At 38.6% G+C, this 15,296-nt stretch carries 10 protein-coding genes and 1 pseudogene; 2 read left to right on the top strand and 9 right to left on the bottom strand.

The window, feature by feature from the left end:
• Positions 1 to 237 precede the first annotated feature (237 nt).
• From AM608_RS01470 to AM608_RS01490, 5 genes and pseudogenes are all read right to left on the bottom strand, one after another.
• A pseudogene (locus tag AM608_RS01470) lies at positions 238 to 2,180 on the bottom strand (TonB-dependent receptor plug domain-containing protein).
• A gap of 70 nt (positions 2,181 to 2,250) precedes the next feature.
• Complete coding sequence (locus AM608_RS01475) at positions 2,251 to 2,880, bottom strand: HmuY family protein (protein WP_053580532.1); 630 nt, start codon at positions 2,878 to 2,880, stop codon at positions 2,251 to 2,253.
• An 8-nt stretch (positions 2,881 to 2,888) separates the two neighbouring features.
• Positions 2,889 to 4,088: an HmuY family protein gene (locus AM608_RS01480; RefSeq protein ID WP_053580533.1), complete on the bottom strand. Its 1,200-nt coding sequence runs from the start codon at positions 4,086 to 4,088 to the stop codon at positions 2,889 to 2,891.
• 122 nt (positions 4,089 to 4,210) lie between these two features.
• Entirely contained in the window at positions 4,211 to 4,798 is a 588-nt protein-coding gene (locus AM608_RS01485) for a 5-formyltetrahydrofolate cyclo-ligase (protein ID WP_053580534.1), read from the bottom strand.
• Between the two features lies 1 nt (position 4,799).
• On the bottom strand, positions 4,800 to 5,660 hold the full coding sequence (locus AM608_RS01490) for a glycoside hydrolase family 25 protein (RefSeq protein ID WP_053580535.1): 861 nt from the start codon (positions 5,658 to 5,660) through the stop codon (positions 4,800 to 4,802).
• Positions 5,661 to 5,946: 286 nt separating this feature from the next.
• Here AM608_RS01490 and AM608_RS11960 point away from each other — a divergent pair, with 286 nt between their 5' ends.
• Positions 5,947 to 6,240 (top strand): hypothetical protein, encoded by a 294-nt coding sequence (locus AM608_RS11960; RefSeq protein ID WP_157466222.1) that lies wholly within the window; start codon positions 5,947 to 5,949, stop codon positions 6,238 to 6,240.
• Positions 6,241 to 6,281: 41 nt separating this feature from the next.
• Here AM608_RS11960 and AM608_RS01500 read toward each other — a convergent pair whose 3' ends face one another.
• From AM608_RS01500 to AM608_RS01515, 4 genes are all read right to left on the bottom strand, one after another.
• Complete coding sequence (locus AM608_RS01500) at positions 6,282 to 6,863, bottom strand: hypothetical protein (protein WP_053580537.1); 582 nt, start codon at positions 6,861 to 6,863, stop codon at positions 6,282 to 6,284.
• Positions 6,847 to 7,947 (bottom strand): methylmalonyl-CoA mutase family protein, encoded by a 1,101-nt coding sequence (locus tag AM608_RS01505; RefSeq protein ID WP_053580538.1) that lies wholly within the window; start codon positions 7,945 to 7,947, stop codon positions 6,847 to 6,849. Before AM608_RS01505 ends, AM608_RS01500 begins: the two co-directional genes overlap by 17 nt.
• Before the next feature lie 152 nt (positions 7,948 to 8,099).
• Positions 8,100 to 9,374: an NAD(P)/FAD-dependent oxidoreductase gene (locus tag AM608_RS01510; RefSeq protein ID WP_009421134.1), complete on the bottom strand. Its 1,275-nt coding sequence runs from the start codon at positions 9,372 to 9,374 to the stop codon at positions 8,100 to 8,102.
• Positions 9,375 to 9,433: 59 nt separating this feature from the next.
• Positions 9,434 to 11,848 (bottom strand): RND family transporter, encoded by a 2,415-nt coding sequence (locus tag AM608_RS01515; protein WP_053580539.1) that lies wholly within the window; start codon positions 11,846 to 11,848, stop codon positions 9,434 to 9,436.
• A 693-nt stretch (positions 11,849 to 12,541) separates the two neighbouring features.
• On the opposite strand from AM608_RS01515, the gene AM608_RS01520 reads away from it, so the two are divergent.
• Positions 12,542 to 15,280, top strand: coding sequence for a sialidase family protein (locus AM608_RS01520; protein WP_053580540.1), 2,739 nt, complete (start codon positions 12,542 to 12,544; stop codon positions 15,278 to 15,280).
• Positions 15,281 to 15,296 lie beyond the last annotated feature (16 nt).

A 15,296-nucleotide genomic window follows, 5' to 3' on the forward strand; every position in this document is an offset into this window, starting at 1 on the left:
CAACTACTTATATACCCTTTCTATACCAATCGTCCAAGATTCGTATAAGCTTCCTATAAGCTTCCTATAAGCTAACCATACCCACTTTACCTCTTATCTTATACTCTTTACCTAATTTTCTACTTCCGAATTCTTCTGATATATTTCGAAAAAAAGATGGAGTTATTTTGAGTGGAAAAACAAAGCAGAATGAAATTTGTACGAATTCTTACCTCTAACCCAACTTATTTTTGAAAATCAATAGGTCCACTTTAATCCTATCAGATAAGTTCTCCCCGGAGAAATGCTGGAGTAGAAACTCGTGGTTTTAGTTACATAATCGAAAAGATTGTCAATACCTGCTGTGAAGGTGAGGTGGTAGGGAAGTTTAGAGAATAGTTGCAAATGCCATATACTATAAGGTTCATAATAGGTATAGAGCTCATTGTTATTACTATCGGTATCGTGAATGCGGGTAGCACTTACGTATTTGCCACTCAACACAACGTTAGGAATATAGAGGGCATCACGCTTAGGAATGTATTCAGCTTTTACCGTGAAGGTATGCGGGCGGTTTTCACCTGTGCTATTGCTAATGTAGTAGTACGCATACGAACCTTTAAAGCGGAAAGCTTTTGTAGGGTGATAAGTCGCCGATATCTCAGAGCTTACAATCTCAGTATTGCCATTAAAATTTACATAACGAATAGTATCGCTGGCAGCCGTCCAGCGGAAGGCTATTTTATCTCTTACCGACGAGAGTTGCGTCATTGCGGTAATATTCACCTTCTTGCTGTCGAAATCTACTGAAAGGTTAAGGTTATTACTGGTTTCGGGTTTAAGGTCTTTGTTACCCATTATTTGGAAGCCACCCCCCAAGGGTGAAACCAATTAGTGTAGAGTTCTTTCAAGGTAGGTGACCGGAAACCTGTGGAAAAACCTCCTCTAAAAGTAAACTGTTCTACCTTAAACATTCCTGACAAGCGATAGGTAAAGTGTTCTTTAAAAAGTGAATGATAATCTATACGTGCCCCAGTTACCAAGGTGAAGGCAGAAGAAAGTGTCCATTCTTGTTGGGTGAAAGCAGTGTAGTTTTGTGCATTTTCTTTGGCTTCAGTACCCGTATTATCAAAACGAAAACTGAGTAGTTCATCTGAAAATATTTCTGCTCCTGCTACTAACGAATGTTTTTCCCATAGCGATTGGTTGTATTGCATTCCTGCGCGCCATATGGTGTTTTCATAGTTCTTTTCTTTTTCTTTTAATAACGGGAAGTAGTTAAACTTGTCGTAACGGTCAAAAGCCCCCGATAAGCTTAATTTTTTGCTCTCAGTGAGTGCAATGTTAGATTTAGCCGATAAAGTGTAGTTATAGTATCTATCACGTAGTTTCCTTGAAGATTCTGTCCCTTGATTGCGTTCGCTGAAGTAGTAGTTAGGCGTAAGAGCAAGGTCTATTTTAGGTGATAAGTTGAAAGTAAGTTTAGGGGTAACTCCATAAGTAGTAAACCCCGCAATATTGAGTTCTCCTTTTTCAGAGGTAACAGCTGTACCATTTTTATAAACAGTTAATGGTTCGCTGTCTTCCAAAACATAAGGTTCGCGGAAATTGTAAAAAGATGTCAGGCGGATACTACCCCATTTCTGCTTGCTCCCCACGCCTACATTCGCTTTATGACTTTTGATGCTCTCATACTGATAACTCGCGCTACCTTCAAAAGGTTTCTTAGCATTTTTGGTAATAATATTAATCACCCCTCCCAGCGCATTCGAGCCATAAAGAGAAGAAGAAGCCCCTTTGATGATTTCAATACGCTCAATATTATCCAAGTCAATACGATTATAGTCAATATTGTCAAAAGTTTCTCCTGCCATACGCTCGCCGTCCATTAAAAAGAGCACATATTTACCTCCAAATCCCATCATATTAATGTTAGGCATACCTCCATCGTAAGTAAAGTTGATACCTGCAAATTCCGTTTCTAAAAACGATTGAAAGTCGGTAGCTTGCGATTTACGAATGTCTTCAGCGGTAACTACTTGTACGGTGATAGGTACGTTTTTTAAGTTCTTTTGAGCGCGTGTAGCTGTTACAATTATTTCATTGAGTTTTATAGGTTCATCTTCCTTCTTGTCGTTTTGAGCAAGAGTAGATAGCGAGTAGAATAATGAAATAAAAGCAGTGATAAAAATCTTTCGCATATTGATAATTTAATTTAGACGAAAGAGGCTGCCTATATTAAGACAGCCTCAGTGTGATTATTGTTTAGGCTTAAAACTTACCATCTTTGCTAATTAGATAGCTAAAAGTAACGTAGTTAGGTTTAGCCCCATCGTTATAAAAATCGGTAACTTGAAATTTAGCATATTCTCCTTTTGCAGTTTTAATTATGTAAACATACTTTGTAGGAGCATACACACTTGGCCATTTTCCTATATTGTTGGGTGAAAGAGAAACGTAACCTGTCTTTGTTTCAAAATCTCCGGATACAATTGGAGAAAAAGTACCTTTTTTTTCTGTTAGATTAGGATAAGATCCATAAGACATTGTACCTTTTACATCTTGTGTGTAACCCTCAGTAGGAGCAGAAGTAACAGCGTCAAAGTCGTTAGAGTCAGTTTTTATAGCTCCTCCTTCTCCTTTACCTGATATACCACCATTAGTTTTGAGGAAATGAGCAAAAAAAGCTATATCCCAATCTAAGCTATTTTCAGGATCTTGAATAGTTATGACACCTTTTTTAAAAGAAAAGTATACCCAATTATCTTTGTTGAAAGTGTACAAGTTCTTCACTTGTGTTCCTTTTGAGATTTTTTTCTCTTCTTTGCTATCATTGTCCTTACTGCAAGAAGCAAAAGTAAGGGCTATAGCTAAAACTGATAGTAATAATCTAACTTTCATAATCTTTATTATTTACTTTGATTATCACTCAATTGATATTTAAGTTTAGGGTAATTAGGAGCTTTTTTGCTGTTTACTTCCTTATAAAAATCAGTTACTTGCACTTTAGCGTATTTACCATCAGCTGTTTTGATAATGTATACCCATTCATTAGGAGCGTAAACATCTCCCCATTTGTTTATATTGCTAGGACTGATGTTTATAGTACCTGTTGTAGAACCAAAGCCTCCTGTAAGTACTGGTGAAACGTTTACTTTAGTAGAGCTGTTTCTACCAGTAAAAGTTACTTCTTTGTCTTTTTCAAAACCTACTACTACAGTTTCTTTTACAGCATCAAAATCTTTTGATTCTGTTTTAAGAGCTTCTCCTTTTCCTTTACCATTCACACCACCATTGAGCTTTACATAATAACTTTTGAAAGCTATATCCCAAGTAGTATCAGTTTCTGGAGTGGTAACACTTACTACTGCTCCTGTTGCCAATGAGAAGTATTGCCAATCGGCAGTAGCATCTAATTGTACTTCTCCAACTGCTTTGGTAAAAGTAAGGTTTACTTTTTCTACTGGAGTTTGAGAGGTAAGAGTATCATATTTAAAAGTAAGATAACCTAATTCACCCTTAGCGTTAGTATACTCAGTAATTTGCAATTTTACATACTTTCCTTTTACTGTTTTTACTACATATACATATTTGGTAAGTGTAATATGAGGAGTATTGCTTCCTGGTGTAGGAGGATTATAGTTATAGAAGCCTTTAGGGTCAGGGCTTTGTACTGTACCTGTAATGGCAGGATTAACTGAGATAGTTGTAGTAGTAGGAGTTGTTTGTCCTGGTTGTGGGCGCCCATAAGAAGTTACTAATATGTCTTTCTCATATCCTATGCCAGGGTATTGAGTAACAGTAGCAAAATCTTTACTTCCTGTATTAGCTACTTCCACGCCTCCAATACCTGAAGTACCACCATTAGTTTTTACGTTATAACGATTGAAAGCGATATCCCAATTATCACTTGTGCGAGGATTGGTTACCTCTACTTGTTTCCCTTCTGAAAAAGAAAAATACACCCACTCTGTTTGTGAAGAAACATTTAATTCTTTAACTTCTTTAGCAGTAGAAGGTATAGGGGTCGGATTGTCGTCTTTACTACAAGAAGTAGTGATCACAGTCATTCCTGCGATAAGCGCAGGAGCTAAAAATTTTAATCTCATAATATTGTTTGTATTTTGATTTGACGGCGCAAAGATACTACTTATTTAGAATTATACAAAACAATATGGTATTTTATTTTGAAAAGTTCAATATAAGCAAACTTTTCCTCAATAAAAAATTATCAATATTCTTTTTTTGTGAGTGTGTAATTGGCAGAAGGAGTGATAGCATAATCTAAAAAAACATCAGTAGCATTTCTCAAAGCATAAAAGTTATTTTCAGGAGGGAAGTAGGAGAGTCCTATTTTGAGTGTTTCACCTCTGCATTCACTCAAAAAACGGTCGTAATAACCACCGCCATAGCCTATCCGATTGCCATATTTGTCATAGGCAAGAAGAGGAACGAATACTACATCTATGGTTTCGGGAGTTATAATAACACCTTGTTTAGGTTCGGGAATTCCCCAAGCGTTATTAATGAGCTGAGTATCTTTGGTGAGAAGAATAGAGGACAGCGTGCGAGTATTGCTATCCATTTTAGGGACTACTATTTGCTTATTCTTATCGCGCAGTATGTCCAATATATAATTTGTGTTTATTTCAGCTAATTGTTCTATGGGGAGGAATATATGGTAAGTGTGATACTCCCATAAAGAATCAGGAAAAAGAAGTAACCTTTCAGCTATTTGTTGGCTGAGGAGGTCTCGCTCCTCAGCTGATAGGGCATTACGTTTTTGCTTATAGAGTGTCCTGAGTTCTTTTTTTGTCATACTACAATAAGAGTTTGTTCAGTTCGCTACTATCACCATTGAAAATATTAAAATCTATTTTGACTTTTGCTCCCGCAGTAATACCATTTTCAGTGAATTGCCATAACTGCCAAGAAAAAACAGAGGTAGGGACTGATACATTATTATAATTGGCTATCCATAATGGGTATTGCTTGAAAGTGGGATACAAATAATCTTCGTAAAAACTGATGTAAGTATAGATAATAGGTTTGCGTTTGTAGTGTTTTTCAACAATATCTAACCACGTTTGTACATCTTTAATAAACTGTTCTTTGGATTTCTTTTTAGGCAATTGTTCTATATCTAAAATAGGTAAGAAATCTCCTTTTTCCAACTGAGCATTCTTCAGGTAGGAGTTTGCTTGTAGCTTAGGGTCTTCGTCTGGACGATAGTAATGGTAAGCTCCTCTGATAAGTTGGTGTTTTTTAGCTTCTGAAAAAAAGTGTGCAAAGTTCTTATCGGTTCCATCGTTCCCCATTGTTGCTCTAAAAATGGCAAATTGAATAGGGTATTTTGCAGTTTTATTTCGGATGTAGAGGCTATCCCATTCTATTTCTTCGCGTTCTTGATAGTGCGAAAGGTCGATGCCGAAGACTTTATCGTAGTAGAGACTTACGATATGTTCAATACGATTGCTTTCGTAGGTAGAGTTTATTTTACGGGCTGTAATTTTGTTTAGTATTTTTTGGTAAATGGCAGGATAATAGGTTCTGATATAGAAAACGCTACCTACTCCCAACAACAAAATGCATAGGAGGCTTACAGTAAAAAAGTTCCCAAATGGAGATTTCTTTTTTGCAGATATACGAGACTTACTTCTTTGTAGCTTTTTCTTTTTCATTTTGCAAATATACATTAAAAATCTGAATTACGTATAAATCTTTAAAATATTAATTAGCGAATTAGCCGATTAGCGAATGTGCAAATTAGCAAATGATGGAGAGGGATAAAAAATAGTTATTTGATTGGTCGGACTTGTAGGAATCGTAGGAAGGACTCGAATAGACTCGTAGTTTCTGAAGGAAAACGAAAACATCATAAGCAGACTGAGGATAATTTTGAAGAGAAAAGGCTTTGAGGAGGGAGAAAGCCTTGTTTAATGATTAATGGTTAATGATTAATGGTTAATGGTTAATTTGGGAGAAGCTTATAGAAAGCTTATAGGAAAGACGAACAAAAGACGGTGCGAGCCGCACGGGCAGATAGAGAAAGGACGAACAAAAGACGAACAAAAGACGAACAAAAGACGAACAAAAGACGAACAAAAGACGAACAAAAGACGAACAAAGGACGAACAAAGGACGAACAAAGGACGAACAAAGGACGAACAAAGGACGAAGGAAAGACGAAGAAAAGACGAAGAAAAGACGAACAATGAACGAAGAAATAGTGCTCTCAAAGTGAAGGTAAAGTGGAGCTAATGAAATGCTGTTTTGAGCGTTTTGCCTAATAAAAGTGAGGCTTAGGGGAAGAATGGGTCGATAGTTTTGATAACTAAACTATTTTCTATTAGGAATTGGTTTTCAGGTGAAGCCAACTCTTTGTTTTTAATATCACATATCAAATCGTCGGATTGGGCGATGAGGGCGTATAGATAATCGGTGATAGAATGGACTAAGCAGGTGATAGGCAGTTGGGCAAGAGCGCGCAAGCTACGGAGCATTGCAATGATTTCAAAACCATTGTCAGCACTATCTACTAAAATACGCAGTTTGTCGTTAGGAGTAAGAATGTGGATAAAAGTTTCCTTAATGGTGTTTTCTAAAAGAAGAGATGCAGGTATATAGAGGTATTGAGCTTCTTTTACCGATAAGGCTTGGGGCAAAGTATCAATAGCAGTTATCACCAATGATTTGCAAGATGCTTTGCTTTGTGTAAAATTCTCGATGTTCTGATAAAGTATTTCAGTGGGTTCGTTAGGCGAAATGCTTTCTTCTTCCATAGCCACGATGCGCAAAGAGGGCATTCCTTCTAAATACCCCATTGCGCGGTACCCACGTTCATAAGGCGGCAAACCAGCCATAGTTTCATTGTTTTTGCTCATACATTTCTTGTTTTATTCTTTTTTCAAAGGGTTCCCAGAGGCGTTTGGGTGTTAATGAGTCAGCGGTGTGATTTTTGGTAAAAGGATAGAAATCCCATTCTTTACGTGGATAAACTTCAACGATACTATTTTCAGGAAAGAAAGCAGAGCACTGTGTATTAAAAAACTGTTGTTCTTGCGATGCCTTAGCCTTTATTTGTTTTTGCAGGTTGTGGCTTTTTAGCATAACCGACAATCCTCCTTGTTTGTGAACTTGCTGGTATAGCACAAGAGCTTTCTTGTACATTTCGTAGCTGATAGCCTCAATTGCATACATTCCGTTGAGCCGTGTTGCGTTGCGGGTAGCAGTGAGTTGCTGAATGGTAGCTACATTTGCTTTTTCGGTATTTACGCTGTTCTTCTTAAAGAAAAGGGAATTTTTAGGCAATAAATAATCAGCACCTCCTAATACAGCAGCCTCGTAAGCTAACTGTACATAGTTTTGGTTATGCGACGATTTCAGAAGAGATAAGCCTCTATGAGATACTTCGGCTATCAAATGGAAGGGTAGGGTAGGGTAGAGCTCGCTAAATAAGCGACGAAAAGCGCGCAGTTTGGCAATTTCTAACAGAAAGCTACCCCCAACCGCTATTTTCACAAAAGCAGTGGTTACTTTTGAAGTAGTCAGTATTTCCTGCATTTGGGCTACTCCGAAAGCGATTTGTTGCACCATTGAAGCTCCTGTGTTTTGGTAGGTTGAGGTATCTACAGTGAGGGCATTGGTGAACAAGTAGTGTAAATCAGTAGGTAACCATTGTTGTACTTCGTCTTGAATAAGCTCAGAGTGCAGGTTGAGCAAAAAAAAGTGAACTGATTGGCTTTGCCAAAAAGCAATGCGTTTGAGGGTCTGTTCTTTATCGGATACAAAAAGAGGAACAGCTACTTGGGTTTGGATATCAACTGCATAAGGGCTTTTTACGTTCTCGGAAGTGTAAAAAGGTAAGATAGGAACGTCCTCTGCTGAAGTGTATATAAGCGACTCGTAGTCCCTTCCTTTCAGTAGGTATTGCAGTTGTTGTTTCCATTGTTTAGCAGTGTTCTCCATTCTTTGCTTTTTAGTGAAAGAAGTCTCCGTTACGGGAGAGAAATTGAATAAAAATTCTTTAAAAATTAAAACAAAATAATGTTTTTATAATTATGTAGGTTTAACTTTGCCAATGTTTCAAACATTGGCAAAGTATAGAGGATAGCCAGATTTTATCCTTTTGCTTTTTCGGTAGGGCGTAATACCATACGATACGACTGGTCTTTGCTGATATAATAACCTATCCAGTTGTACAAAGCTTTTAGTTTGTTGCGGAAGTTTACCAGCGACATTATGTGTATAAATGCCCAAATAGCCCACGCTACGAAGCCTTTGAGGAAAATGTGTTTAGGCAAATCGGCGACGGCTTGGTTACGACCAATAATTGCCATTGAACCTTTATCGACATAACTGAAAGGAGTAGGGTTTACGAAATCTTTATTGAAGTTTTTTCCTAAGTTATTGGCTTGTTGTATGGCTACTTGTGCGAGCTGAGGGTGCCCTTGAGGAAAGTGAGGGTCGGCAGTCATAATAGACGAATCGCCGATTGCATAGATGTTCTCGAAGCCTTCCATTTTGTTATAAGCATCGGTTTTCATACGTCGTCCACGACCTAAGTGTTGCTTGTCGTCAATACCTTTAAAGGTTTTAGCTGAAATCCCCGCTGCCCATATTAGGTTACGAGCATCAAGAATGGTACCGTCCGAAAGATATACTTCGTCATTCAGAAAATCGGTTACCTGTACTCCTAATTTGAGTTTTACACCTTTTTTAAGCAAGATTTTTTCGGTATATGCTTGGGCTTTTTTACTCATAGGAGCAAGTACGGTGTTTTGTCCGTCGATGAGATAAATATCACCTAAATCGTCATAAGTAAGCTCAGGGTAATCCTTGCGCATAATGTTCTGTTTCATTTCAGCAAAAATACCCGATAACTCTACCCCAGTAGGACCTGCTCCTGCAATAGCAAAAGAGAGTAACTTACGGCGCAATTCTTTATCCTCAGTACGGGTAGCGCGCTCCAAACGGGTGTATACTAAGTTGCGAAGCATAAGGGCGTCGCCTACGGTTTTCATAGGCATTGCTTTTTCTTCTACATCTTTGTTACCAAAGAAGTTTGATTCAGCTCCCGTAGCCATTACCAATACGTCATAATGCAGTTCTCCATTGCTCAAGATGAGTTTGTTTTCCGATGGAACGACTTCTCGCAAGGTAGCCATTCTGAAACGTGCATTTTTATACTTGCGAAATAGACGGCGGAAAGGGTAGGAGATAGATGAAGGCTCCATAAAGCCTGCAGCCAACTGATATAGCAGAGGTGGAAAGAAATTGTAGTTATTCATATCCACCAAGGTAATTTTATATTTACCAGAGCGGTTCAACACTTTTACTAGCTCTAAGCCAGCAAAGCCACCGCCCACAATTACGATATGCTTTTTGTTTTCCATAATGATTATTTTAATTAGCTAATTAACAAATTTGTCAATCAGCTGATAACAGTGTGTAATTATAATGTTTTATTTTCTTTTTCAGTGTTTTCTTCTTCTTCGTCCTTAGGGAATATCTCAATCTTAGGCTCTTTGATAGTTTCTTTGTTGGACAGACTGCGTTCTAAGAAAAGCAACAGACTAGGCAAGAGTAGTAAGTTCGTCATCATTGCGAAAAGTAAAGTAGCAGATATGAGTCCGCCGAGTGCTTTGGTACCTCCGAAGCTGGAGAGCAAGAACACTGAGAAACCACAGAGTAGCACGATAGAAGTATAGAACATACTTACCCCTGTTTCGCGTAAAGCTGCATATACCGATTTGCTTATCTTCCAATTACGTGCTACTAACTCTAAGCGATATTTAGCCAAGAAGTGAATGGTATCGTCTACCGAAATACCAAAGGCAATACTGAACACAAGTATAGTGGAAGGCTTGAGCGGAATGCCAAAATAGCCCATCAGTCCTGCGGTGATGAGTAGCGGTAAAAGGTTAGGAATGAGTGAGACAACTATCATCTTGAACGAACGGAACATATACGCCATAATGAGCGCAATGAGCAAAATAGCCAAGGCTAATGACCAAATGAGGTTGGTAGCTAAATAATTAGTACCTTTGGTAAACAAATAGGCTTTACCGGTAATCTTCACTTCATACCTATTACTTGGGAAAAGCTTTTGAGCTTTGGTGTAAATATTGTCCTCGATTTGTTGCATCTTCTCAGTACCAATATCCTTCATAAAAGTAGTGATGCGTGCCGTTTGCCCCAATGAATCTACATAAGCGGAGAGCATATTGGCATTACCTTTAGAGTTTTTGACGTATGAAAGGATAAAGTTTTGCTCTTGGGTAGTGGGCAGGCTATAATATTTAGGGTTGCCGTTGTAATAGGCTTGTTTGGCGTATTTCACCAAGTTTACCAACGAAAGCGGTTTGGATATTTCGGGGATTTCCTCGATATGAGTGCAGAGTTCGTCGATACGTTTGAGATTCACTAACCGAGTAACACCGTTCTTCTGCTTCGTATTAATAGTGATTTCCAAAGGCATAATTCCGCCATAATTCTTCTCGAAAAAAGTGATATCGTCAAAAAAAGCAGCTGACTTAGGCATATCTTCGATGAGACTACCCGAAATCTTTATTTTGTAAATACCAATAATACTGAGGATAAGCAGAGCAATAGCCGTAGTGAATACTGCAATACGGTGATGCTTTACTGTATTCTCAATGAACTTGATAAGTCCACCTATCCAGTTGCGATGCAAATGCCTTAGGTGTTTTTCCTGAGGTATGTGCATATAACTGTAAATAATTGGGATTAGCAATAGAGAAATGAAGAAGATAGATACTACATTGATAGAAGCAATAACCCCAAACTGTTTGAGCAAAGAACTTTCGGTAAAAATAAAGGTAGCAAAACCAATAGCCGTAGTGAGATTGGTGAGCAGGGTTACATTGCCTACATTGCGGATTACCCTAATAAGCGACTTAGCTTGGTTGCCGTGCTTACTGATTTCTTGTTGGTATTTATTGATGAGGAATACACAGTTCGGGATACCAATCACGATGACCAAAGGCGGAATAAGTCCTGTGAGAATGGTGATTTCGTAGCCGAAAAGCCCTAAAAAGCCAAATACCCACATTACTGCGATCGATACCACGCCCATAGAGATAAACATCGCCCTGAATGAACGGAAAAAGAAAAAGAAGATGGCTGAAGTAGAGAGTAGGGCAGCCAAGATGAATAACCCTATCTCGTCCATTATGTTTTGAGCGCTGAGGGTACGAATATAAGGCATACCCGAAGTGTGCACTTTGAGTCCGGTTTGCGCTTCGAACTTCTCGACTATGGGAATAAAATCGTTGAGGATAAAATCCTTGCGGGCTTGTGTATTGACAATCTTTTTGTTCATATACACGGCTGTTTGCAAGGTATTCGTTTTCTTGTTGTAGATGAGACCTTCGTAGAAAGGCAGTTTCTCGGAAAGTACTTTTTTGAGACTATCAGCCTCAGTTTGGTTTTTTACTTTTCCTTCGATAAACTTATGGGTAACAAAGCACTGCTGGGCAGTGTCTTTCACTAAGATAGGCAAATTGTCGATAGAGATAACAGCGTCTATCTGTTTGAACTTTTTTAGTTCGTTACTAAGGGCAATCCATTTGTTGAGTACCTCAGGTGTATAGATTTTTTTATCGTCTAACGCCATTAATATCAAGTTACCTTCTTCGCCGAACTTATCGAGGAAGTGCTTGTACTCCATATTCACAGGGTGATCATCGGGGAGCATATTTGCTTCGGTAAAAGTAAAGCGCACGTTCTTCCACTGTGTAGCTAAGCCCCCAGTGATAGCAGCTATGAGTAGTAAAAAAGCAATTCGGTTGCGCAATATTAAGCCCGCAATGGTACCCCAGAAGCTGGCTTTTATCCATCTAAACATCTTGATATCTCTTTATTTTCTGAGGGTGCAAAAGTACAAAATAATATATAATTACAAAAATAAATATCAATGATTAATGCTTAGTGGTTAATGATTAATAATGATTTTATGAATTGACAGGGAGTTTGACGTAAGAGATAGATAGTGTAACTTAATTAGCAAATGAGAAAATGAGGAAATGAGGGAATTAGCAAATGAGGGAATTAGTTGGAGAATATCGGAGGGGCTTGGACTTCGGAGGAAAACGAAAAATATCAGAAGTAAGCTGAGAGGGATTTTAGTGAAAAAAGGCTATTAGGAGGGTGGGGTTAGCTTATAGAGAGCTTATAGGAAGCTTATACGAATCTTGGACGATTGGTATAGAAAGGGTATATAAAGAGTTGATTCATAATATAATACAACAGTGTAAAAAATGTTAAAAAAGAGGTTTCGAGGCGAAAGAAAGAGAAAGGGCAGTAGAGCTTAGGTCATAGGCAATAGGGGGGAGTGTGGCGGAAAATTAAAAGAAACCTCCCCCTAGCCCCCTCGGAGAGGAGGAATGTGGAGACGGAAAAAGGAAGAAATGACGAGTGACAAATGAGGAATGACAAAGGGCAATGGGATAAATATTCTTAGAATATTAGCTCATTTCAATAAATTGTTGTACTTTTGCACCCTAAAAACAACAACTTAAAGAGAATTCTGCAAATAAATATGAAAAATAAAATCTTTACTTTTGTATTTTCTTTATTAATCATCACAACAACTCTCACTGCCCAAGAACTGCTACCGCTTCCTTTGCGTCAGAAAGAGGAGCTCAAAGCGCGTTCGTGGGTGCGCGAAACGCCTTTTGAGCAAGTGACAGTAAAAGAGATAGGCAATCGCATCAGTGCGCTGAGTGTAAACCCTAAAAATAGCAGTGAGTTTATAGTTGCTCCAGAAAACGGAGGTGTATGGCTTACCCAAAATGGCGGGGAAACCTACCAAGTACTATGCTCAACCCTCCCTACACAAAGTATCACAGCACTGGCAGTAGATTGGCAATCGGGGACTTTGTCGGTTGCGACCCCTTATGGCGTTTTTATCTCTACCGATAAAGGCAAAACAACTGACTTTAAGGGATTGGGAGGAATGCAACGCATTAGTAGTTTGTATATCAACCCTACTAACCCCCAAGAACTTGTGGCAGGAGTATTGGGTAACCCTTATAAAGCCGATGAAAAACGCGGTATCTTCAAAACTACTGATGGCGGAAAAACGTGGCAACAAAAACTGTTTGTAAGCACTCGTGCGGGTATTACGCAAATTACAGCTTCGCCTGATGGAGCAATGCTTTTGGCTGTGTCGTGGGAAGTGAATAACAGTCAGTGGGACAGTGCTCCTTATGGCAGTAATAGTGCTATTTACAAGAGCGCTGATAAAGGCAATACGTGGACGAAAATCACGGTGAACAACGGCTTTCTCAAAGGGAATAACATTGGCAAGATAGGGGTGAGTTGCTTTAACAGTCAAACTTATTATGCGATAGTAGATAATCGCAATGCCAAAAAGAAAGAGAATATTAACACTGTACAGAAAGTAGTGCGCATTCATCTCTCCGCTCAAGATTTTGATGTGATGAGCAAAGCCGATTTCCTCGCGTTAGATAACAACCGTTTAAATGTGTTTTTGCACAATATAGGTCAGGACGAGAAATATACAGCTCAGAATCTCAAAGATATGATAGCTGCAGAGGTAACCTCTCCTGCTAAACTACTGAGTTATTTGGGTGTAAGTATCCAAGAGATTATAGGTGCGGAAGTGTACGTAACTGAAGATGGGGGTAATTCTTGGCAAAAGACGAATATTCAACCTCTGAATGATGTGTATTACCAAAACGGAGAGCGTTTTGGGGGCATCAGCGTAGACCTTAGTAATAAAAAACACTTATTTATAGGAGGATATCCCTTATTGGAATCTACCGATGGAGGCAGGACGTGGAAAAGTAAACAACCGATTTCGTTGAACAACAGCTATGAACAACTTTACTTACAACAGGGTACTCTATTTTGTACAACTCGCAGTGGATTACAGGTCTCTTACGACAACGGAAAAAGTTTTGCTTTTAAGAATGTACCACAAGCAATGGCTTTTACCCAGCTGAGTTACGACAAAGCTAACAAAACACCTTACTATGTGAGTGACCAGGTGGTATTGGCGCAGAATAACAGTCATTGGAATACGTTCAGAAAAGCTATTCATTCGCTATCGTTTGGCAATGATAGCTATGCCGCAGAACCTTATGGCAAGTTCTTTACTTTTTTGCCTGATAGAGACCAGCTTTTTCCGTTAGGAAGTGCTTATTACGGTGAAAACAAGGAACCATTGCGTTTTGGCAAGAATGCACCGCTACTTATTTCGCCACAAAACAAAGATATTATTTACATAGGAAGTGACAAATTGCACATTTCTATGGACAAAGGTCGGAATTGGCGGACTATTTCGGACGATGTAACCAATGGTAACAAGCAGGGTAACAAGGCATATGGTACAATTTCGGCTATAGCTGAATCGCCTTTTATGTTTGGTTTGCTTTATACGGGTAGTGACGATGGTATGATTTACACCAGCGACAACGGAGGGGTATCGTGGAAACAGATATACAACGCTTTCCCTCGTCCGCTAAAAGTGAACAACCTCATTGCCTCTAAACACCAGCGTAACCGCGTATTGACAACCCTTATTAGTACTGATGATTCCAATATCGACCCTATTATTTTTATGAGTAATGACAATGGCAAGAGTTGGACAGATATCCATTCTAACCTGCCCGATAGTAAAGTAAATGTACTCAAAGAAGACCCTAAAAACAGTCAGATTCTTTATGCAGGAACTGATAATGGGGTGTATATTTCGTTTAACTTAGGTGAAAGTTGGCAACCATTCAGCAAAGGATTGCCCGAAACAGGTGTTTACGATATTTATATAGACGAAACAAATGGTGAAATGACAGTTGCGACATTGGGACGTGGTATTTTTCGCACCTCGGTGAAGATGATGCAAGAGCTAAGAGTGGCGATTACCTCACAAGATTTTTATCCACTTGAAACGCCTATTACGCTTCCTTATTCTGCGAATTGGGGAAATGCCAATAACGAATGGGAAGAACCAGTGAAGCCTAATGTGTATTTCTATGCTTTTGCTTCAAAGGAAAATTTATCAATACCTATAAAAGTGATGAAAGGACGTGTTACCTTGCAAACATTTACTTATAAGACAAATGTTGGGTTTAATTATATACCTTATGACTTGACGATGTCTTATGCGGGTAAGACAGCCTATGAGAAGAGTCTTCAAAAGATATTTTTACCTATTGCTACTGATGGTAAAGTATATCTACCCAAAGGACGCTACACTATTATATTTACGCTTCCTGACGGCTTTGAAGAAGAAAGAACACTTGATATATATTAGAAAGAAAGAATTTTAT

Origin of the sequence: Capnocytophaga sp. oral taxon 323, from assembly GCF_001278825.1 — a bacterium.
In the GTDB taxonomy this organism is placed as follows: domain Bacteria; phylum Bacteroidota; class Bacteroidia; order Flavobacteriales; family Flavobacteriaceae; genus Capnocytophaga; species Capnocytophaga ochracea.

What these genes read in the sequence shown, in the direction of transcription:
- AM608_RS01505 (WP_053580538.1), bottom strand. Translation starts at nt 7,947, where the DNA reads ATGGAGAACACTGCTAAACAATGGAAACAACAACTGCAATACCTACTG.
- AM608_RS01500 (WP_053580537.1), bottom strand. Translation starts at nt 6,863, where the DNA reads ATGAGCAAAAACAATGAAACTATGGCTGGTTTGCCGCCTTATGAACGT.
- AM608_RS01485 (WP_053580534.1), bottom strand. Translation starts at nt 4,798, where the DNA reads ATGACAAAAAAAGAACTCAGGACACTCTATAAGCAAAAACGTAATGCC.
- AM608_RS01510 (WP_009421134.1), bottom strand. Translation starts at nt 9,374, where the DNA reads ATGGAAAACAAAAAGCATATCGTAATTGTGGGCGGTGGCTTTGCTGGC.
- AM608_RS01475 (WP_053580532.1), bottom strand. Translation starts at nt 2,880, where the DNA reads ATGAAAGTTAGATTATTACTATCAGTTTTAGCTATAGCCCTTACTTTT.
- AM608_RS01480 (WP_053580533.1), bottom strand. Translation starts at nt 4,088, where the DNA reads ATGAGATTAAAATTTTTAGCTCCTGCGCTTATCGCAGGAATGACTGTG.
- AM608_RS01520 (WP_053580540.1), top strand. Translation starts at nt 12,542, where the DNA reads ATGAAAAATAAAATCTTTACTTTTGTATTTTCTTTATTAATCATCACA.
- AM608_RS11960 (WP_157466222.1), top strand. Translation starts at nt 5,947, where the DNA reads ATGGTTAATTTGGGAGAAGCTTATAGAAAGCTTATAGGAAAGACGAAC.
- AM608_RS01490 (WP_053580535.1), bottom strand. Translation starts at nt 5,660, where the DNA reads ATGAAAAAGAAAAAGCTACAAAGAAGTAAGTCTCGTATATCTGCAAAA.
- AM608_RS01515 (WP_053580539.1), bottom strand. Translation starts at nt 11,848, where the DNA reads ATGTTTAGATGGATAAAAGCCAGCTTCTGGGGTACCATTGCGGGCTTA.